Here is a 21,162-nt window from a genome sequence, read left to right as displayed (position 1 = left end):
CGCCATAGGACTAAATAAAAGTAACAATGATGTTAAGCGTGTGCGCCATTGCTCTACGTAACCCTCAGACGAGCAAGAAATACCATAAAGGATAATGCAAGAAAGGATAGGATGATGGCAGAGCATATAAATAAAAAAAAGTGGTTGGTGTTAGGAGCTGTTGCCACAGCATTATTGATTATTCCTCGGCGCAGCAGTCGAAAGACTGAGACTGAGCTTTATAATATAAATAGAAAAAAGAACACAGAGAAAAGTAACACTGAAAATATGGCTGTAAAGTAAATGACATTAGCCTTCTCATACTATATTTAGCTGAAAAACCAAAACTTAGCGATAAAGCCATAATATGGAATTTCTTTATGACGATCCTCGACTCATTGAGTACTACCGATGAAGCACTGCCTGATATATATCCACTGATTGATACGCATACCCACTTTGATGCACCAGTATTCGATGAAGACAGAGCCACTCAGGTGCAAAAAGCCTATGCCCAAGGGGTTCGCCATCTGGTGTTAGTGGGATATTTATATCGTCATTTTGATCGTATGTATGAGACTGAGCAATCTGTGAATAAAATGACTCAGCCTATAGAAACGAGTGATAACCAAGCACAATCTTCTTTGAATACTCATATTGCTTTGGGGTTACATCCTTTTTATATTGACCAGCACACAGAAAAGCATTTAACAGACATGGAACAAAAAATTGCCGCCAAGCGCCCACTTGCCATTGGAGAAATCGGCTTAGATACTTTTACTGATGAGATGAAAGAGCCTGAGGCCTTTGCCAAACAAGAGCGGTTCTTTAAGGTGCAATTGGACATGGCAGTGACGCATAAGTTGCCAGTGATGCTACATATTCGTAAGGCACATGCAGAGGCGCTTGCCATACTAAAAGCACATGATTATGACGCGCATAAGCTTGGCGGTATCGCCCATAGTTTCAGTGGTGGTGAGCAAGAGGCAAAAGCATTTGTAAAATTGGGCTTTAAACTTGGGGTTACGGGGCAAATCACTAATCCCAATGCTAAAAAGCTACGCCGCGCCATTCAAGCAGCTGTCGACAGCTATGGGGTTGAGTGTTTGGTGATAGAAACAGACTGCCCTGATATGACTCCTATCATGTGTCAGACATCGGATAATAGTCAGTCAGCGCTCGGACAAAGCCCAGATAACGAGTGGGGTGATGCGCCTAACCATAACAGAAATGTACCTGCCAACCTGCCATGGGTGTTGTCAACTCTGAGCGAGTTACTATCAGTACCAGCTGCCGAACTTGCCCAGCAGCTATGGAAAAATAGCTGCAATGCCTTACAAACTGACTGGGCTTATCCAGTATAATTATTAATCTCAACGTTGGTTTTCTGACTGTTATACTGTCTGATTATGACAGCAATGATTAAAACCATTATTAATATTGTCGTTAACGCCGTTATGACATTAGTGGTTGAGCCAAATACATTAAAAGCAACAAATACAATTTAAATGAGCATTCAATCTGTGATGAGAGATACAAAAAAACGTGAGGAATTGGTTCTAGAACCAGTGAATGCTGGGGCTTTAAGAGGGCAAGAGCCTTTGACGCACCTGTTAAATAATGATCAGTTAGATGATAGCTCTCATATGGATAATGTGCTGCATGAAAAGCCTGATTATCATGAAGAGGCTGAATATGATGAAGAGCAGTATGAACGCCGCTTTCAGGGTACGCGAACACTATATGGCTCGTCAGCGGTAGATACATTTGCTGCATCTCATGTGTATGTGATTGGCGTTGGTGGCGTTGGTTCTTGGGCAGCAGAAGCGTTGGCGCGTACGGCAGTTGGCAGCATCACTCTCATTGACTTGGACGTGTTGGTTGCTTCTAATGTCAATCGTCAGCTGCCGGCGTTAGACAGCACTTTTGGTCAAAGCAAAATTGGGGCGATGGCGGCGCGTATGCGTGAGATAAACCCTAAAGTCCACTTACATTTAATCGATGATTTTTTGACAGTGGATAATGTCGCAACCTTACTGCCGACTCGAGAGGAAGCCAAAGCCGCTGCTCAACAAGGTAAGCCTATTGTGGTTTTAGACTGTGTAGACGATATGAGCGCCAAGCTGGCAATTGCACTGCATTGCCGCTTTAATAAATTAAAGCTGATATGTGCCGGTGCTGCAGGTGGCAAGGTGGATCCAAGTCAGATTACAGTGAGCGACCTACGAGACAGTTATCAAGATCCGCTGTTGGCCAAGTTACGTAATAAACTGCGCCATGAAAAAGGCATCAACAGTGCCATGAAAGAAAAGTTCGGTATTAGATGTGTGTATTCTACAGAGCCACCACGGGTAGATAAAAGCTGTCAAACTGGCGGGTTGCACTGTGGTGGATACGGCTCAGCCGTCGTTGTTACCTCAGTAGTGGCGATGATTATGGTGAGTGAAGCATTACAATTATTGATAAAACAGACGGACGTCAAGCATAGCGTCTGAGATTATTAAATGGAGTCCATCTTGTCTACAACCAACGTGCCCAAGCAGAGCTATCCAGTAGCCTTTGATGAAGTAGAACGCATCAATAGGCTAAAAAAGTATCAGGTGCTAAATGACAATGATGAACCAGCATTTAAGCGTTTGGTTGATCTTGCCAAGCTGTTTTTTGATATGCCTATCGTCACCATCACCTTTATGGATGAGAAAACGCAGTACTTAAAGTCCGGTCACGGGCTAGGCGGTGTCTGTAGAACCTCGCGTGAAGTGGCTATTTGTAATTATACAGTGCTATCCAATGAAGTGTTTGTGATAGCAGACTTGTCAAAAGACAGTCGTTTTAGCCAAAACCCACTGGTTATAGATGATCCTTACTTGCGCTTTTATGCAGGCGCACCAATCATCCTTCACGAGGATAATAAGAGTTTTCGCTTAGGTTCCTTATGTGTCATGGATACCAAACCTAATCATGACTTTGGTGAGCAAGACGCGAAGGTATTGGCACAGTTTGCGATGATGGCGGCAGATGCTTTGCAGCTGCAGGATAAGCAGCGCGATGCCAAGCATGCCAATGAGATGAAATCGGATTTTTTGGCCAACATGAGCCATGAGATACGCACGCCAATGAATGGTATTATCGGTATGGTAGACATGCTGAGTGAAACCAATCTCAGCTCTGAACAGCAAGAGTATATCGATAATATTAAAGTTTCCAATGAGCACTTGATGGCCATTATTAATGGTATTTTAGACTTATCGAAAGTTGAGTCTGGCAAGATGACCATTGATTCTATCCCATTGAATTTATCATCGTTATGCAATGAGGTGGTCAGCCTTTTTGCTATCAAGGCACGTCAGCGAGGGTTGGTTTTAGACTATCATTATACTGAGTCGCTATCGCCATATGTGCAAGGCGATCCAGTACGGCTCAAGCAAATCATCGCCAATCTGGTCAATAATGCCATTAAATTCACTCGTGAAGGCGGACACGTTAGCATCAATGTCACACATGTGCCCAACTGTCATTGCATCGATGAAGAGAGCAGCGATGACGCCAATGTTGATACTCAAATAGACAAAATGCTTGAATCCTCTGTCAACGTGACTAACCATGCAGCAATCGATAATGACACGGTCTATCACGAGCATATGACGTTATGTATTGAAGTCACAGATACTGGCGTCGGTATCAAGCCTGAGTCTTTGGATGCGATATTTGATGCTTATGATCAAGCGGATAAATCGACACATCGTCTGTATGGTGGTACTGGTCTAGGGCTGTCTGTTTGTAAGTCTTTGGTTGACTTGATGGGTGGTCATATAGAGGTGGATAGTGAGGTGGGTGTTGGTACAACATTTAGCGTTTTGTTGCCGCTACCGACGCTCGATTCGGATAAATACGATACATGGCAAGATTCAATCGATGTTACCAGTACAGAGCCAAGTCATGAGCGCGCCGGTCATATACTGTTGGTTGAAGATGATACGGTCAATGCCATCATCGCCAAAAAAGCGCTGACCAATAGTGGACATAAGGTCACGCATGTCACTGATGGGCAGCAAGCGCTTGAAATTTTTGCTCTATCGCCCGAGCGTTATGATGTTATCTTAATGGATCATCATATGCCCATTTTGGATGGTGTACAGGCAACGATCAAGCTACACGAGCTTTATGATCCACAATCGTTACCACCCATCATCGCTTTGACTGCCAATGCGATGGATGGTGAGCGCGAAAAGTATCTAAACGTTGGTATGCAAGATTATTGCACCAAACCTTTCAAGCAAGAGCAGTTAAACGCTTTGGTGCAGTACTGGTTGATACAGCGCTCATCCATGCAAGAGTAAGACAGTCAGTGTTGTTAAAAGCATCAATGTGACAAGCATAAAAAAAGCTTAACCGCTTTAATAAGTGGTTAAGCTTTTTTGTTAAACGTCAAATAAGCGCTAGATGATGCTTTTAGACATCAATACTGCCTTAACATGAATGACGTCCTAATACTGAAAAGCATTATCGTTATGAGCTAACGCGGGTTTGATAATCACCGGTACGGGTATCGACACGAACCACCTCACCTTGCTGTACAAATAGAGGTACGCGAACCACAGCGCCAGTCTCTAGTGTCGCAGGTTTGCCGCCACCACCTGAGGTATCACCACGTACGCCAGGATCGGTTTCCGTAATTTGTAACTCAACGAAGTTAGGCGGTGTTACTGATAATGGTACGCCATTAAATAGGGTAATCACACACAGCGCATTGCTATTGTCTTTTAGCCATTTTAGTGAATCACCAACGGCTGTCTTGTCCGCTTGTAGCTGCTCAAAACTCTCAGGATGCATAAAGTGCCAAAACTCACCATCGTTGTATAGATAGTTCATTTCAGTGTCTAAGACATCAGCGGCTTCCAAGCTCTCGCCTGATTTAAACGTTTGCTCTAATACCTTACCGCTGCGAAGGTTACGCAGCTTAACGCGGTTAAAAGCTTGGCCTTTACCAGGTTTGACGAACTCATTTTCAAGAATGGCACAAGGGTTGCCATCTAGCATGACTTTTAAACCAGCTTTAAATTCATTAGTAGAAAAACTTGCCACAAGAGACTCCTAGGGGTTGGGAAGTAGGGGTTGTAAATATGATCGTTCAGTCGTTGGATATAGGGCTTACTGTGTCAAAAATGACGGTAATACTTGCTATTTATAATATCTAGGGTGAATAATATTTGATGATGGATGGTTTTCAGTAATATCCAATATCATTCATCATTAGCGTCGTTAATCACCAGTATCTAAGATAGTTACTATCTATACCAGTTAGGGTCTATATTTATCGGTTAAATCCTATACTTTGATAGGGCAGACACTAAGAGCGTATAATATCGGCTTTTGGGCACAGGTAGTAGGCTGTCATGATAAACCATTTAATCACACAAAAAAACTGGCAAACGCAATTATCCGAAGCCATTACGTCTGTCGATGAGTTGCTGGCCCTCTTAAAGCTTGAATCATTGCGCTCGGAGGTCTATGTGCCGAAACATTTTGAGCTGCGAGTGCCGCGTGCTTTTGTGGCAAAAATGACGGTTGGTGATCGAGAGGATCCTTTGCTTAAGCAAGTACTGCCAAACCAACAAGAACAAATCAAGGTGACAGGTTATGTGGCAGATCCATTAGGCGAAAACGACCAAAATCCAGTAAAAGGCTTACTGCATAAGTACCAGTCTAGAGTGCTGTTAACCATCACAGGTGCTTGTGCGATTCATTGCCGATACTGCTTCCGTCAGCACTTTGACTATAGCGCCAATATGCCCACAGCCGATGCCAAAGAGCATATTATTGACTATATCACTGCCAATCCTGATATCAATGAAGTGATTTTGAGTGGCGGCGACCCATTGAACGTGACAAATAGGCGCTTATTCTTATGGTTAGATACGTTGGAGGCAATTCCGCAGCTGACGACCATACGTCTGCATACTCGGTTGCCATTGGTCATTCCAGCGCGCTTAGATGATGCACTGCTAGAGAGACTGTCTCAGAGCCGCTGTCAGATTGTCATGGTGATTCATTGCAATCACGCCAATGAGATAGATGTGCTGACAGCCGAGTATTTGCAGCGAGCCAAAGCAGCTGGCATTACTTTGTTGAATCAAGCTGTTTTACTAAAAGGTATTAACGACAGCGTAGAGGCACAAACACAGTTAAGTCAGCGTTTGTTTACTAGTGGCGTGCTGCCTTATTACTTACACGTGCTTGATAAAGTAGCAGGTGCTGCACATTTCGATAGCGACGAACGGTCATCAATTGAGCTTTACTGGTCATTATTGGCTGCATTACCAGGCTATCTAGTACCAAAGCTAGTAAGGGAACTACCGAATAAACCTTTTAAGGTACCGATTGACATTTACAATAACCATTAATATGCGCAATATGGTATATTGAAAAATTAATGAACAAAGAATGGCTATTGAAGAGTGGGCAGACTGGTTTCTAATAGAATTAAAACTGTAAAGTCAAATTCGGACTTTTATATCAAGGCAAGTATGTTGGATTGATGGGTACTCGAGTCATCAATAAAGAGGGTGCCAAAAAAGCAATAAGGTAGTGTTTATAAATAGCAGTACCTATAAACAGCACGGATAAAAATACCGACCACAATGATGGATTAAGTGGGTTTGATGGTGTTTTTATTTTTCGTCTGCTATTAGGTCGTGTCGTATATCTGATGCACTCTTCTATCGTCGTTCCTAGTTTGTTTTTTTGCCATATCTTTCTAATTTGTATGATTGAAAGTTTTGGCATTTTGCAAAATAAAGCTATTCGAAACTGTTCGAATTCATAAAAAGCTACTAGGAATATTAAGGATGATAACCCTATCGACCTTTCAAGAGTATCTAACTTCTACAGAGGTAGAGCCAACAGCGCTGCATCAGTCCTTTAATAGTCAGCAACGACATCTGTTAAAACAGCTGACCAGTCTACCGTCGCAAACAGAAAAAGAACAAGCCGAGCAATTAGAAGCTATTCTTGCAGAATTGCGAGTAGCGGACGTAGATGAAAAACAGCGTATCAAACTAACAGCTATAGTGATTGACGCAGCGGAACAACTGATTGCTACCTTGCGCCAGCATTATATCTACGAGACAGGGGCATTAGATGAAGAGCAACTGGGTCATATGGCTCAGATTCAGTCGCTATACTATCTCATTATCATGGTTTACGATGGCGTTATCCGCCGTGAGATATCACTGCTGGCCAATCATGACAGACAGCCGTCCAAGAATGTTTGGCAACGTTATTTAAAACATGATCAATCTTCGCCAATTACGCTATCTATCGCAATCTACCAGTCGCTACTGATGTATCAAAGACTGTTAGGCGAAGAGACATTGTGCTACCAAAAACCCTCTTCTTATTTATGGTCTAAAATCAATCAACTGTATCATCTCGCTCATCAGCAGCGTGCCACTGGCATTGACTTGAGCGTATATACGGTCACTCAGCGTGCTGATAATATACATCGTTTGTACTGTCAGATATGTTTGCACAGCCTATTAAACGTACGAGCCTTTCGCCGACCTAATATTTTATTGGTGCAGCGTCTATTGCCTGAGTGGGCTGAGCATCTCGTTGCGACGCTAGAGCCTCATACTGAGACACGGGTTTTCGTTGATTTACGAGATGACCAGCCGCCCACCTACTTAACTGCCAACTCTACAATCAATCCCTATGAGGATCGGCATGACTGCTTGTTTATAGAGCTTGCGCCGATGGTTGAGTATCTTAAATCACGCAAGCAAGTATTAATCGATGAAGATAGTGAAGGGGTTGAGAGTTGTTTGCTCAACAAGATATCCATGGCGGTTGATTATCGCTACCTAAAGCCACGACTCACACAACCAACCATTGATAAGCTTAAGCAACAAGCTGTGTTGATGAGTGGTTTCAATGATATTCATTACCGGGTGAGTGACTCGCGCCGTTTTACCAATCTAATCGTGACCAAGTCATTACCAGAAGGACAGCGACCGCACTACGATACCTTTACCAACAATCAAGACAGTAGTGTGGTTTTAAATGTTGAGACGTTTGATCGCAATGATGAGATGTCGATATTCCGCTCACTGAGACTGGCTGCATCAACAGAATCTGCTTCAGCGCATAAGGATAGTACTCTACAAAAGGCGCTACCAGTAGGACGTGTGGGTTCAGCAGTAGATAGGAATTCGATTGCTGGCAAGGGTAAAGGTAATCAACCAATTGCTGATGACAAGAGCACTGATGACAAGAGCGTTGATAGTAAGAATGTAGACGACAAAAAGGCAACGTCACCATTTCCTTTACAGGTTATGAGTCTTGTTTTACTGTGTCGCTCTGAGACAAAGGATACAGCTGATTGGTCCATGGGCATGGTACGTTGGATTAATCTCGATGCTAAACATCCTGAGATTGAGTGGCAAGTGCTCGGACATAGCTTAGTTGCTTGTGGTCTACGTCTAGATGGCAGAGGCGTGCGGAGTCGGCATTTTGTACCGGCGTTTATCGTTGGCAAGGATGAGCAATTACAAACCATCGCAAGCTTAGTCGTGCCAACCTCTCACTTTAAAACCAACGACAGAGTCGTCTTACGTATCAATAATCAGCAAACGTCACTACGCTTGCTAAACAGATTATTGATTACCGATGAGTTCAGCCAGTATGAAGTGGTGCAGATATAGCGAATCCACCCATATAGCAACTAAGTTAATCTGCAGTTGGTTAAATTATTGTCTATAATGACTGAAATTGTTACTCTAGCTTTGTATGATACTGACAGCAATGCCAAAGTCGAGCAAACAAGTCAGCTAAGCTGAAGCGTTAAGCTAGTGTGATAGTAGTAATTGCGATAAGGTTTACACTCCATGGTGTTCGCTGTGTTAGATTGTTTTTTTGGTAGAGGTAAACGTTTCGTTTGTCGGCTATCGGTTATAAGATATCTATTAAAGATAAAAATACGATCATAAGATTAAAAGGCTTCCTATGCGCACTCAGTCCACTCTAAACTTATTAGTCATCAATGATGATCAGCTCTATGCTGAGCGCCTTGTGCATTTGCTAGGTTCTTATTATGACAGTGTGAATCTGGGGTTTTTGGACGATAAAGAAGAGCTGTTAAAGCTGCTACGCCAACCATGGGATGTATTGGTTTTTGGTAAAGCCTATGATATGAACTTCACCGATGTGGTGGGGCTTGTTCAGGAGCAAAGCATTGATTTGCCAATGATTTGCTTGATGAGTGAAGAGATGGCAGCGACTGCTCGTAATGATGAGGGGTTGCCCGCTATTGTCAGTGGCACCATGGTCAAAGCACTCAAAGTAGAGCAAGAGATGGCAATAGTGATGGCTATCTGTCTACAGCATGACAATTTGCGTAGTCGCCGCGAATTAAAAACATTGCGCCATGTTCTCTCTGAAGCAGAGCAGCGTGCCAATGTGCTTATTAAGAACTCTAAAAGTGCGGTTGCCTATATCGATCAAGGTATTCATATATTTGCCAATGATCCTTATTTGCAATTATTCGGTTTTAAGTCGCTGAACGATGCCATAGGGGTACCTATTGTTGACTTAATTTCTGGGGGCGATAATGTTAAAAGCGTTAAACAGTTCCTAAGTCGGTTTGATAAAGGCAATCGTAAAGACGTTGAGTTTGAGTTCGAAAGCAAACGTACCGATGGCAGCACCTTTGCAGCAAAATTACAGTTGGCCTCGGCAAGCTTAGAGGGTGAGCCGGTGACGCAGGTAATTATCCAGCAGAACACTGCTAACAGTGCCGAGGTTGCCAAACGTCTCGCTGAAGCTGAGCGCAAAGATAGCTTAACGGGGATTGATAATCGCCGCGGTTTCGAAGAGCAGATGGCAATCGTGCATCAGCAAGCACGGCAAGGTGCACTGACGGCTGGGCTATTATATATTCAGCTTGATAATGTGGGTAAGATTAGAAGTAGTTTGGGTCTGCAAGGGATAGATGCTACAGTGAAGCAAGTGGCCTATGCGCTCAATGAGTTGGTAACAGACGGGCACGTTAGCCGCTTTAGTGATACAGCCTTTACGGTCATCGTCGAAAACAAGACAATGACAGAGCTTCAAGCACTTGCTGAAAAAATCGGTAGCCGTATCAGTGAGATGTTCATTGAAGTGGACAAGCGCACGACCAGTACCACGGTTAGTATCGGTATTGTGAAAATAGAGAAAAACACTGCTGAGCCAAACATATTGCTCGAACGTGCCATGGATGCCATCAATCAGATTATGATAGAAACCTCCAATCATGGTGGTACTTATCACCTGTATGATCCAAGCGAGCACGCCAATAGTGACGATCATGCACTTGCCGAATCCTTGGTCGATGCCATTACCAACAATCGCTTTGAGCTGACATTTCAGCCGATATACGATATCAATAATGACCGTAGCGACTTTTTTGAAGTGTATCTACGCTTACCACTGGCAGATGCTGACAACACCGTACTCACTCCTGATCAATTTATGGCGGTTGCCAAAACGCATCATTTACTTGAAAAAATAGATCGTTGGGTACTCATAAATGCCTGTAAGAAAATAAACGATGTGCGTAAAACCCATCCAGAAGCCAAATTGCTGGTGCAACTGACCAGCGCTTCTTTGGTAGATAAAAAGCTGCCTAGTGTGGCAAGTCAGCTGATAAAAGCAGTGGGCGGTACCGCTGGAGTATTGACAGTACAATTTAATGAAAAAGACATCTCAGACCATTTAACTGTCGCTAAAACTCAATTTTCAGCATTGACACAAGTCAGCTGTCAACTGGGTATTAATAATTTTGGCTCTTCTGCAAAATCTGTGGAGATTGCCAACTTTGTACAGCCAGATATGGTACGTTTGGCACGTAGCTACGTACAAGGTATCGACTCAGAAGATAACTTAAACACGGTCAAGTCATTGATTGTGCGTACTAAAGAAGTCAGTGTCGATGTGTTGATGCCTTATATTGAAGATGCAGCAACGATGTCTGTCGCTTGGAGCGTGGGTGCCCGCTATCTACAGGGTTATTATTTAGAGGCGCCTAGCAGTACAATCAAAATCTCGAATTAGATTGTTAAACCAAAGGCCCGAGTGATGGCTTTGAATCAAAGCATCCAGCTAAAGCCATCTGGTTATTCAATAGACCCTAATCCTACAACTGAATGTTCATCCTAGCGTTATTTATCGGTTGAGATACTGATTCATAACGCTGTGTTTTTTTATAAATAGCTATCTATGAGTGTGGACAATGTGTGCTTTGTATGTCATTCAATATCATGTTTTGCAGATGACATATTCATAAGTTATTGGCTGCATAAGTCTATTTAACCAATTCACTGATAGATAGCGCTCCTCAACTTAAGATTGTCAAAAATGTCTATCCTTAGTAAGTATCTATTGGGCGGTTTTATTGCCGCTATTTTATTGCTCAGCGCTTGCGGCGAACGTACACCACCTGACCACCGTGCCCCTGTGACATTGCCGTTATATACTGAGGGTGATGCCGATAACGGCGCTATTATTTATCAAGATGCCTGTGGTCAATGTCATCAGCTGAATGCTGGCCTCAATAAAAAAGGGCCACAGCTGATGAATATATACGGTGCAAAAGCAGCAGAGCTAGACGACTATACTTATAGCGAAGGGCTTAAGACATCAGGTTGGATATGGGATGCTGAGACGTTAGATCCTTATATCGCTGATGCTCCCAATACTATGCCAGATTCAAAGATGCTTTCGGATCCGATGCCTGATGCTCAGGAGCGAGCAGATGTGATTGCTTATTTGTCCACGCTTCGTGCAGCGCCACCGATTGAAGAGAATGCTAAGTAACTACTGACTTAACAGTCTTATAATTATTAATCAAAAAAACGAGCCAATAATTGACTATGATTCATGCAGCTATAGATAGAACACAGACCTCCGTATCTCAGTCAGTATCGTCAGCAGTCAATGATTCTGCTCCTGATGCTGCCCATGGCGCTGCCAACTATCCCCGCAACCAGCAAAAAATTGCTCAGCTCATGATGCAGTTAAATCAAATCGTGCTAGACAAACCGCAGGCTATCAAGTTGGCGCTGAGCGGCATACTGGCAGGTGGGCATCTATTGTTGCAAGATTTGCCGGGTATGGGAAAAACGACGTTGGCACAAGGCTTAGCGCAGCTGCTCGGTCTGAGCTTTAGCCGCGTGCAGTTTACCAATGACATGCTGCCGGCAGATATTTTGGGTATGAGCATCTACGATCAAAGCAAACAGCAGTTTGAATTTCGTCCCGGCCCCATCTTCACTCAGCTATTGCTGGCAGATGAAATAAATCGCTCTAGTCCTAAGACCCAAAGTGCATTACTAGAAGCGATGGAAGAGCGTCAAGTGACACAAGATGGGCAAACCTATCCGTTACCACAGCCATTTTTCGTCATTGCTACGCAAAACCCATTGCAGCAAGCGGGCGTTTATCCATTGCCTGAATCGCAACTAGATCGGTTTTTATTGTGCTTGTCGCTAGGATATCCATCACCTGCCGCTGAGCGCGAGCTATTAAAAGGTCAAGACCGCCGCGAGCTATTAAAAGAGCTGCCCGCGGTACTTGATACGCAGGCTGTATTATTAGCGCAACAAGGTGTCAAGCAAGTGTATGTCGCGGATGTAGTGTTAGATTATCTGCAAAGACTGGTCGCCAAAACACGTGCAAGCTCTGAGTATCATGGTCTTTCACCACGTGGCGTACTGTCGCTACAGCGTGCTGCGCAGGCTTATGCTTATGTATCAGGGCATATGGAGGTCACGCCTGAAGATATCCAAGCCGTGTTTGCTGCCGTCACCGATCATCGCCTCGGTCAGCGTTTTGTACCCGCGCATGTGACTGGTGGGCAAGCGATGCAGACCATCGCCCAACGTATTTTGGCAGAAGCGCCTGTTATTGTTTGACCATTTTTTTACTCATAATAGATTCACTTCCAAAGCTGCTCGTTTATTAGCGATAAGACTATTAATTTTGAAAATAGGGTAGTCATGAGTCTTTTGCCAAAAGTCTTCACCATACCAGCTAGTTCCGCATTACGCCGTTGGTTTGCCGCGCGGGCACCAAAAAGCGATAGCGCCACGCTCAATTTGCGTAATGTCTATATCTTTTTTAGCCGCGAAGGGATGCTATATGCGGTGTTATTAATTATCACTTTTATTGCTGGTATCAACTATGGCAATAACTTGGTGTTGGGTCTGTGTTTTTATCTGGTCAGCGTTTGGCTTATCAGCTTTCATGTGACCTTTGCCCATATCTCAGGTCTTAAAGTACAGTTAATAGAAGTGACCATGGCAGAAGCAGGTGCGCCTGTCTGGGTGACCTTGCAACTGATTAGTGAAAGCCGTCAACCAAGACGGCAGCTATTATTTAGCTTTGAGCAGGCTGACGGCCAAGCAAATAGTAAGGCTAATAGTAAGATAGATAAAAAAGCCAGTAAAAAAATAAAAAATAGCATTAGTACTCAAGAGTCGATACTAATGACACGACTGCAAGGCGAGCAAGTGATTCGTTTGCCTGTACAAACGCACAGTCGTGGGCAGCTGATATTACCAAGATTAACCATCAAAACCGTTTATCCGTTAGGTATTATGCGCGCATGGTCTTATGTCTACTTTGCCCGTAGCGCTTGGGTGTATCCAAAACCTGAAGTCTTTGATTGGCAAGCACAGTATGCGCTAGCCAATGAAAAAGATCTGCCAACAGGTGGGCAATATCAGCAAGGTCAAGATGATTTTGAGCGGCTCGACAACTATATCGAAGGTGAGTCGCTGGCCCGTGTGTCGTGGGGGCATGTGGCACGAGGTCAAGGCATGTTTACCAAGCATTTTGCCGATCCGGTCGGTCATGAGCAAACGTTGGATTATGCCGATATGCCAGCCGCGCATCATGAACAAAAACTGGCACAGCTGGCTTATGGTGTACAGACATTGGGTGAGCTGGGCGTACCCTTTACGATGCAACTACCGCAAGATAAATCTGCCGGCGCGGCGATGGGGGCAGGTGACAGCTTTGTACAAACGTGCTTGCTAAGGTTGGCAAAAGCGTCATGAATAACTCTACACAGCCTTTATCAAAAAAAACGATAGCGTCATCGAGTCGCTTTGATAAAGCAGACGTTATAAAAACTGCCAGCTTTGAGCAGCTGGCCTTGGGTCATCATCGCAGTGCACAGATAGTACACGGCGAAAAGCCAAGCGGATATGCCAAATTTTTTGCTTTGCCTGCCTACTATTGGGTGTTGATCGCCCAAGTGGTCATTATCTTACCGCATGCAGCGCATTTGCCGTTATGGCTAATGGGTTTTGCGGTGGTCAGTATTATTGCTCAGCTGCCGCGTGTGAAAGCGCGATTTAGAAAAACAGCGCATCTAAAACGCGTCTATCAGGGCATGCAGATGCTCGGGTTTTTGTTAGGGCTGGCAGGGCTATGGCTGACTTATCACACCGCTTTCGGCCTCGATATGGGTGTGGCGTTTTTGGTGCTATGCTTGATTAGCAAGCTGTGGGAGCTTTATAAGCGCCGTGATGCCTATGTGGTATTAAATTTATCGCTATTTGTCCTCGCCGCGCTGTTTTTGATGGATCAAGGCTTGGTCACGACGTTTGAGGTAATCGTAGGGGCGGTTACGGTGCTGCTGGCCTTTATTGCGCTAAATGACGACGGCAATGCTCGTGGTGATGGGCGTCTGCGTACGTTGGGCGTGCTTGGCATCGGCGCATTGCCATTATTGGTCGTGCTGTTTTTGTTTTTCCCGCGCCTGCCACCGCTATGGTCAGTGCAGCTCTCAGGTCAGCAAGCGACCACGGGTGTCTCTGATAGTATGTCACCCGGTGATTTTGCCAATTTAGGACAATCGACCGAGCTTGCGTTTCGGGTAGAGTTTGTAGACAATCGTCCCCCACAGCAGCAGCTCTATTGGCGCGGCTTGGTCTTTAGTGAGTTTGATGGGGTCACGTGGCGTCCTAGCCCTCAGCAACAAGAGTGGCGGCCTGCACCGCAAACGCCTGCTTGGATTGAGAATGCCTTTGCAACTATCCCTGATGAAGCGAAAGTTGCGCCGACCAACTATGAGATTATCCTAGAGCCAACGCAGCAAAGCTGGCTGTTTGGGCTTGATTATCCGTTTACGCAGCGCCAAGACGTCAAAATCACCTCAGACTTTACCTTATTAAAAGACCAGCCGGTGACTCAGCAGCTGCGCTACGACGTATTGCAGTTTGCACCGATGCGTATCGATCCGATTCTCTCTGATGAGTCGCGCCGTCTAAACCTTACCCTACCAGCTGACGGTAATCCGCAAGCGCGAACATTGGCGCAGCAGCTGTTTGTTCAATCAGACTCAGACCCCGTGCGCTACATGCAAGCACTTGAGCGCTGGATTAACCAAACGGACTTTCGTTATACACTGTCTCCGCCACGACTGAATAATAACCGTATTGATGAGTTTTTGTTTGAGACCAAAGCGGGGTTTTGTGAGCATTATTCTTCCAGCTTCACCTTTATGATGCGCGCCGCTGGCATTCCAGCACGCGTCGTGGCGGGCTATCAAGGTGGCGAGCTGAGCCGCGGTGGTAATGTTTGGGAAGTACGGCAAAAGGATGCGCACGCTTGGACGGAGGTTTGGCTTGATGGTCAAGGCTGGCTACGTGTCGATCCGACCGCCTTTGTCGCGCCTGAGCGTGTCGAGCAGGGTATGGAGGCACTGACGCAGGCACAAGGGGCAGCAATGTTCGGTGATGGCGCTGGGGCACAAATCAGCTATCAGCAGTATCAAATGCTACAAACCTTACGCCGCCTCTCCGATCAAGCCAGTTACTATTGGCAAAAAGATGTCGTTGGTTACGATCAGGACAAGCAAGCCGACTCGCTACTCAAATGGTTTAATATCCGTTCAATCATGCAGCAAATTATTTGGCTAGCGGCAAGTGCTATTACTGTCATGGTGATTTTGGTCTTTGTTATTTGGCAACGTCGCCGTAAGCGTTGGCATCCAGCAGACCTACCACTTGCACAGTTATCAAAACGTATTGGTAAAAGTGATAAAGAGTTGGCTCGTCAAGAGCGTGAAGGGCAGCTGGCTTGGCTTGAGCGCTTGGCAATAGCGGTTAATGACCGAGAAAATGATTCAAATACTGATATCGACGCTGATACCAACGCCGATACCAATGCTAAAAGTAGTAATAAGAGCAGTAAAGTGAGTAAGCTAACAGATAGCGGGCATTCAGAGATTGTACAAGCAAAAATCTTGCAAATGAGGCAGAACTATCGGCAGCTGCGTTATGGACGTCTAAGCAGCCTTGAAACCAATGATAGCGAGTACCAAACTATCCTAAAGCAGCTTAAGAAAGATGCACGTGAATTGTTCTAATGGCTGTTTTGTGAAAGCGTTGTTTAGCACATGATAAAATAGCTATTGATAATACAGGAGGCGACTCTATGGCGATATATGTCGATTTTATGCAGATAGAATTTAAAGGCTATAAATGGTGCCACATGCTGGCAGATAGCCTGCAAGAGCTCCATGAGTTTGCCGCCTTGATTGAGATAGATACGCGGTTGTTTCACCGAGACGCCAGCTATCCGCACTATGATGTGACAGTACAAATGCGCAAAAAGGCGATTGAATATGGCGCTATACCTGCCAATCGAAAAAAGATTATTGAATGTGCAAAGAAGCTAAAAATAGAATTACATGAGCAAATCGCACGCGCTGAGGGCTGCGAATAAGCGCATTCTTTCAAAGCAGAAAAAAGGTGGGTCATGCGTTTGCAGCCTACCTTATATGTCAACGTGGAACTGGTATAAATTTTCCTTGCGTGCTGTGCCTGCGCCGCTCGATGCTGCGTAAAATTTATCCCAGTCTCACTGTATCGTTTTTATACTGAACTCACTATATAAGTACTCTTTGTATATCAAAGCGCGATGCTTTATAGCATTGTGCGTAATAAACCATGCATAGTAAAGGCGCGCGTGACAACTAGATCTTATCAGCGATGATGTAAGAGCGCCAACTATGCCAGACGCGCTGCCAGATAATCCACCAGCAAGCGAATCTTTGGCGATAAATGACGATTGTGCGGATAAATCGCCCAAATGCTTTCTTCAGGCTCTCTATAGTTATCCAGTACGCTGATCAATGCCCCTGAGGCCAGATATTGCTGCACATAATAATCAGGCAGCTGCACGATACCTAGACCCTTTAATGCTGCATCCACTAAGCTGTGGCCGCTGTTGTATTGCACGCTGCCTGAGACGCGTAGGTTTTTTTCTGTGTCCGTTGGTTTGTGCGCTTGCTGACCCACTGCCTTGTTAGCCTGTTTATTATTTTCGATAAAGTGCCAATAATCACGTGTACCAAGTAGGCAGTTATGTTTGTGCAGATCAGACAGTGTGTGCGGTGTACCATATCTTTTGAGGTAAGCAGGTGCAGCGCAGACAAAGTTGGTACGGCGACTGAGTTTTTTTGCCATCATGGTTGAGTCGCTTAATTTGCCAATACGCACCGCTAGATCATAGCCGCCCTCTATTAGATCTATTTTTTGATTGCTCAAAAAGGCCGTCACTTCGATATCGCGGTATTGCACCATAAAGTCATTGATCAGGGGCAAGAGTTGCTGCTCGCCATAGGTGACAGGGGCGGTGAGTTTGATTCTGCCTTGCGGCTTAGATTGTAAGTTACTCACCGCTTGCTCGGCGGCATCCAAGCCATCGAGCACGCCGCGGCAATGCTGATAAAACACCCGCCCTTCTTCTGTGAGCGACACCTTCCGCGTCGTACGATAGAGCAATTTAATATTCAGGCGTTTTTCTAACGCGCTGATCTGCCGACTGACCTGCGCGGTGGAGATGCCTAGCTCCTTTGCCGCTCGGGTAAAGCTCTCGTATTCAGCCACGTAGACAAACTCACTAATGCCATCCCAGCGCATGATTATTACCAATGTGAAAAAGATATTTGCAAATATAACACATTGTTATCACAGCAGAAACAACTATAATGGACAGTATAAAATCAACTCTTATAGACGACTCAAACTAGCGCTTGCTTCTACAGTGTAAGCGCTATAAGCTAAATTGGTCTGAGCGTGATTAACGCCATCACTTATTTATGATTACAAGAGGGAATACTATGTCAGATAATTTTATTAAGTCCAAAGCCGCCATCGCGTGGGGGCCAAATGAGCCGCTATCTATCGAAGAAGTCGATGTGATGCTGCCCAAAAAAGGTGAAGTGCTGGTAAAGGTCGTCGCCAGCGGCGTTTGCCATACCGATGCGTTCACCTTATCTGGTGAAGACCCAGAAGGCGTGTTTCCTACGATTTTGGGTCACGAAGGTGGCGGTATCGTCGAGCAAGTCGGTGAAGGCGTGACCAGCGTGCAAGTCGGCGACCATGTCATTCCGTTGTACACCGCAGAGTGCGGCGTCTGTAAAATGTGTCGTTCAGGTAAAACCAACCTATGCTCGGCAGTACGCGAAACCCAAGGTAAAGGCCTGATGCCAGATGGTACCACGCGTTTTTACAAAGATGGTAAGCCGATTTACCATTATATGGGCTGCTCGACTTTTTCTGAATACACGGTGTTGCCAGAGATTTCATTGGCCAAAGTCAATAAAGAAGCGCCATTAGAAGAAGTCTGCTTGCTGGGCTGCGGCGTGACCACGGGCATGGGCGCTGTGATGAATACTGCCAAAGTCGAGGAGGGCGCAACGGTTGCTATCTTTGGGCTGGGCGGCATCGGACTGTCTGCTATCATCGGTGCGCAAATGGCCAAAGCCAGCCGTATCATCGCTATCGATATCAACGAGAGCAAGTTTGAGTTGGCCAAAAAGCTTGGCGCGACAGATTGCATCAACCCAAAAAATTATGATAAGCCCATTCAGGATGTCATCGTCGAATTGACCGACGGCGGCGTAGACTATTCGTTTGAGTGTATTGGTAATGTCGATGTCATGCGTTCAGCGCTTGAGTGCTGCCATAAAGGTTGGGGCGAGTCGGTCATCATCGGTGTCGCTGGTGCAGGCAAAGAAATCTCAACCCGCCCATTCCAGCTAGTGACTGGTCGCGTCTGGAAGGGTTCAGCATTTGGCGGGGTCAAAGGCCGTTCAGAATTACCAGGCTACGTCGATCGTTATATGCAAGGTGACATCCCATTAAATGACTTTATCACTCATACGATGCCATTAGAAGACATTAACGAAGCCTTTGACTTGATGCATAAAGGTGAGAGTATTCGTACGGTTATTCATTTTTAAGAGATACTTTTTAAAATTAATGATTAACGATATAGGTTATAAATTTAGCGTTATAAAATAACAGTGTTATAAAATAAAAATGCCGCTCCTATATGGGGCGGCATTTTTTTAGCTTTGATGGTCATTCAAGTTGATTTAGTCTGTCATATTAGCCAATTGCTCTAATATATTGACATAGTTCTCAACCCCTTGAGCACCACCAACCAAATGGCGCTCATTAAAAATCATTGCTGGCACGCTTTGAATGCCTTGTTGTTGCCAATGTTGCTCAGCCTCTCTTACCGCTTTGGCAAATCGTTGGTCTTCTAGTACCGCCAATGCCTCACTACGATCTAGTCCAATCTCTGCTACAATATCTGCAAGCACTGCATTATCAGAGATGTTTCTGTTATTGGTAAAGTGAGCGGTAAATAGCGCCTGCTTTAAGTCGTGCATACGTCCTTGTTGATCTGCCCAATGCAAAAGTTGATGCAGATTAAAGGTGTTGTGCATACGCGTGTCATCATTAAAGTTGAACTCAAAGCCGACTTCGTGACCCGCTTCCTTCAATCGAGTTCGGCTAGCATCAGACTCTTCCTTGCTCGAGCCATACTTCTCCATAATATGCTCGCGCATATTCTGACCGTCGCTTGGCATACTAGGATTCAGCTCAAATGGATGCCAGTGAATTTCATGCTCGGTATTGGTTTTCTCCAGTGCTTGTGCCAGCTGGCGGTAGCCGATGACGCACCAAGGACAGACCACGTCAGATACAATATCTATGCGCAGTGGCTGCTCTGATGATAACTGCTTTGAATGTTCCATATAACCTCTCATTGCTATTATTTATGATTCTAACTGATATCTATGGCTCTAATTAATCCATATTATTTTAACTGAGAAAACTGCTGCTCGAATACTTTCCGAACAACAGTTTTTTAGATAACAGTATAGAAACACCAAAGGGATTATTTCAACCCTAAATTGGTTGCATCGTTAATGTAATGGTTAATCTGTTTTATTAGTCTGCTTCGTTAGTCAGCGTCATTAGTCAACCTTGTGCCATTCAAACTTTTGGAAAGGCTTATCGATTGGTGTGTTGGCCAAATGGTTCGTATAGTTGCTCATCACTTTTTGCGCTGCAGCAAGGACGACTTCTAAAATCTGGCGCTTAGTGAAGCCTGCATCCAAAAATGCTTGTACGGCGTCATCATTAACGTTACCACGATCACGGACGACAGAGAGCGTAAAGTTACGTAGCGCTTCTAACTTATCAGTCGGTAATGGGATTTCATTACGTAATGCTTCGGTAATCGCGTCATCTACTTTCATACTTTTGCAATACCAGTATGCGCAGGGACGCAATAATGACAAGCGTGCTCGACGTTGATGGTTTGCCATACAACGGTAACTTCTTCATCATCGAAGCTACTGTCTAAAAACAACTGATGGAGACGTTGATAGCCTTCAAGCAAGCCTGGTGCTTCGGCCATTACTGCGTGTAAATTTGGAACCATGCCAAAAGCATTGATAGAGATATCAAGCAGCTATCTGCTGGTGCGCTCTGTTTGTCGTGTAAAGTAAAGTCAGTCATATAAAAACCCTTATTGTGGTTGTTAATTAGTTATTTAATGGTTATTAGAATAAGATAGCCAATCTACTATAGACGTAATATTTTATTTGAGTGTTTGCTCAAATATGTAGATGATGCTTGTCTAAGTAAGTCAACTGCAACTACTATAAGTTATTTTGAGCGAACGTTCAATATTAATTGAGTGATTGTTCAATTAAGTTACAAATCGATTAAATAACGAGTCAATAAGTTTATGAACCAATGAGCTTATCTCTATATTTAAAATGAGAGTACACCTTAATCTTATTGATTTCTAATAAAGAACTACACCCTA

Annotated in this window: 18 protein-coding genes; 13 read left to right on the top strand and 5 right to left on the bottom strand. The window is 44.5% G+C overall.

Translation table 11 applies throughout. The annotated features are described in order from the left end of the window. Window positions 1-114 precede the first annotated feature (114 nt). The 4 genes from QL919_RS01395 to QL919_RS01380 all read left to right on the top strand — a co-directional run bounded on the left by QL919_RS01395 (window position 115) and on the right by QL919_RS01380 (window position 4,319). Entirely contained in the window at window positions 115-282 is a 168-nt protein-coding gene (locus tag QL919_RS01395) for a hypothetical protein (RefSeq protein ID WP_290187809.1), read from the top strand. A gap of 77 nt (window positions 283-359) precedes the next feature. After that, window positions 360-1,343, top strand: coding sequence for a TatD family hydrolase (locus QL919_RS01390; protein ID WP_290187808.1), 984 nt, complete (start codon window positions 360-362; stop codon window positions 1,341-1,343). A 282-nt stretch (window positions 1,344-1,625) separates the two neighbouring features. After that, window positions 1,626-2,474 carry a tRNA threonylcarbamoyladenosine dehydratase gene (locus QL919_RS01385; RefSeq protein ID WP_290187971.1) on the top strand — a complete coding sequence of 283 codons (849 nt, stop codon included), beginning with the start codon at window positions 1,626-1,628 and terminating at the stop codon, window positions 2,472-2,474. Window positions 2,475-2,495: 21 nt separating this feature from the next. Continuing rightward, window positions 2,496-4,319, top strand: coding sequence for a GAF domain-containing hybrid sensor histidine kinase/response regulator (locus QL919_RS01380; RefSeq protein WP_290187807.1), 1,824 nt, complete (start codon window positions 2,496-2,498; stop codon window positions 4,317-4,319). A gap of 169 nt (window positions 4,320-4,488) precedes the next feature. On the opposite strand, the gene efp is transcribed toward QL919_RS01380, so the two are convergent. Next, window positions 4,489-5,064: an elongation factor P gene (gene efp, locus QL919_RS01375; protein ID WP_290187806.1), complete on the bottom strand. Its 576-nt coding sequence runs from the start codon at window positions 5,062-5,064 to the stop codon at window positions 4,489-4,491. 311 nt (window positions 5,065-5,375) lie between these two features. Here efp and epmB point away from each other — a divergent pair, with 311 nt between their 5' ends. From epmB to QL919_RS01335, 8 genes are all read left to right on the top strand, one after another. Next, window positions 5,376-6,383 carry an EF-P beta-lysylation protein EpmB gene (gene epmB, locus QL919_RS01370; RefSeq protein WP_290187805.1) on the top strand — a complete coding sequence of 336 codons (1,008 nt, stop codon included), beginning with the start codon at window positions 5,376-5,378 and terminating at the stop codon, window positions 6,381-6,383. 444 nt (window positions 6,384-6,827) lie between these two features. After that, a complete protein-coding gene (locus QL919_RS01365) occupies window positions 6,828-8,681 on the top strand; it encodes a hypothetical protein (protein WP_290187804.1) in 1,854 nt (617 codons plus the stop codon). 301 nt (window positions 8,682-8,982) lie between these two features. Continuing rightward, window positions 8,983-11,070, top strand: a complete 2,088-nt coding sequence (locus QL919_RS01360) for a GGDEF domain-containing phosphodiesterase (RefSeq protein WP_290187803.1) — start codon at window positions 8,983-8,985, stop codon at window positions 11,068-11,070. Between the two features lie 303 nt (window positions 11,071-11,373). Further along, on the top strand, window positions 11,374-11,832 hold the full coding sequence (locus tag QL919_RS01355) for a c-type cytochrome (RefSeq protein WP_290187802.1): 459 nt from the start codon (window positions 11,374-11,376) through the stop codon (window positions 11,830-11,832). Between the two features lie 56 nt (window positions 11,833-11,888). Continuing rightward, window positions 11,889-12,929 carry a MoxR family ATPase gene (locus QL919_RS01350; protein ID WP_290187801.1) on the top strand — a complete coding sequence of 347 codons (1,041 nt, stop codon included), beginning with the start codon at window positions 11,889-11,891 and terminating at the stop codon, window positions 12,927-12,929. An 84-nt stretch (window positions 12,930-13,013) separates the two neighbouring features. Beyond that, entirely contained in the window at window positions 13,014-14,075 is a 1,062-nt protein-coding gene (locus QL919_RS01345) for a hypothetical protein (RefSeq protein WP_290187800.1), read from the top strand. Further along, window positions 14,072-16,393 carry a DUF3488 and transglutaminase-like domain-containing protein gene (locus tag QL919_RS01340; protein ID WP_290187799.1) on the top strand — a complete coding sequence of 774 codons (2,322 nt, stop codon included), beginning with the start codon at window positions 14,072-14,074 and terminating at the stop codon, window positions 16,391-16,393. Before QL919_RS01345 ends, QL919_RS01340 begins: the two co-directional genes overlap by 4 nt. 68 nt (window positions 16,394-16,461) lie before the next feature. Further along, window positions 16,462-16,752, top strand: coding sequence for a DUF4031 domain-containing protein (locus QL919_RS01335; RefSeq protein WP_105244000.1), 291 nt, complete (start codon window positions 16,462-16,464; stop codon window positions 16,750-16,752). A gap of 284 nt (window positions 16,753-17,036) precedes the next feature. Here QL919_RS01335 and QL919_RS01330 read toward each other — a convergent pair whose 3' ends face one another. After that, entirely contained in the window at window positions 17,037-17,951 is a 915-nt protein-coding gene (locus QL919_RS01330; RefSeq protein ID WP_105243999.1) for a LysR family transcriptional regulator, read from the bottom strand. Between the two features lie 200 nt (window positions 17,952-18,151). Between QL919_RS01330 and QL919_RS01325 the strand changes: the two genes are divergently transcribed. Beyond that, on the top strand, window positions 18,152-19,276 hold the full coding sequence (locus tag QL919_RS01325; protein ID WP_290187798.1) for an S-(hydroxymethyl)glutathione dehydrogenase/class III alcohol dehydrogenase: 1,125 nt from the start codon (window positions 18,152-18,154) through the stop codon (window positions 19,274-19,276). A gap of 135 nt (window positions 19,277-19,411) precedes the next feature. Here QL919_RS01325 and QL919_RS01320 read toward each other — a convergent pair whose 3' ends face one another. The 3 genes from QL919_RS01320 to QL919_RS01310 form a co-directional block, all read right to left on the bottom strand. Continuing rightward, window positions 19,412-20,080, bottom strand: coding sequence for a DsbA family oxidoreductase (locus tag QL919_RS01320; RefSeq protein WP_290187797.1), 669 nt, complete (start codon window positions 20,078-20,080; stop codon window positions 19,412-19,414). Between the two features lie 222 nt (window positions 20,081-20,302). Further along, a complete protein-coding gene (locus tag QL919_RS01315) occupies window positions 20,303-20,587 on the bottom strand; it encodes a hypothetical protein (RefSeq protein ID WP_290187796.1) in 285 nt (94 codons plus the stop codon). After that, on the bottom strand, window positions 20,584-20,772 hold the full coding sequence (locus QL919_RS01310; protein ID WP_290187795.1) for a hypothetical protein: 189 nt from the start codon (window positions 20,770-20,772) through the stop codon (window positions 20,584-20,586). Before QL919_RS01310 ends, QL919_RS01315 begins: the two co-directional genes overlap by 4 nt. Between the last annotated feature and the right edge of the window lie 390 nt (window positions 20,773-21,162).

The organism is Psychrobacter sp. APC 3426 (assembly GCF_030408035.1).
Lineage (GTDB): Bacteria > Pseudomonadota > Gammaproteobacteria > Pseudomonadales > Moraxellaceae > Psychrobacter.
Note: the sequence above shows the minus strand (reverse complement) of the source record. Positions and strands in the feature narration are given on the sequence as shown.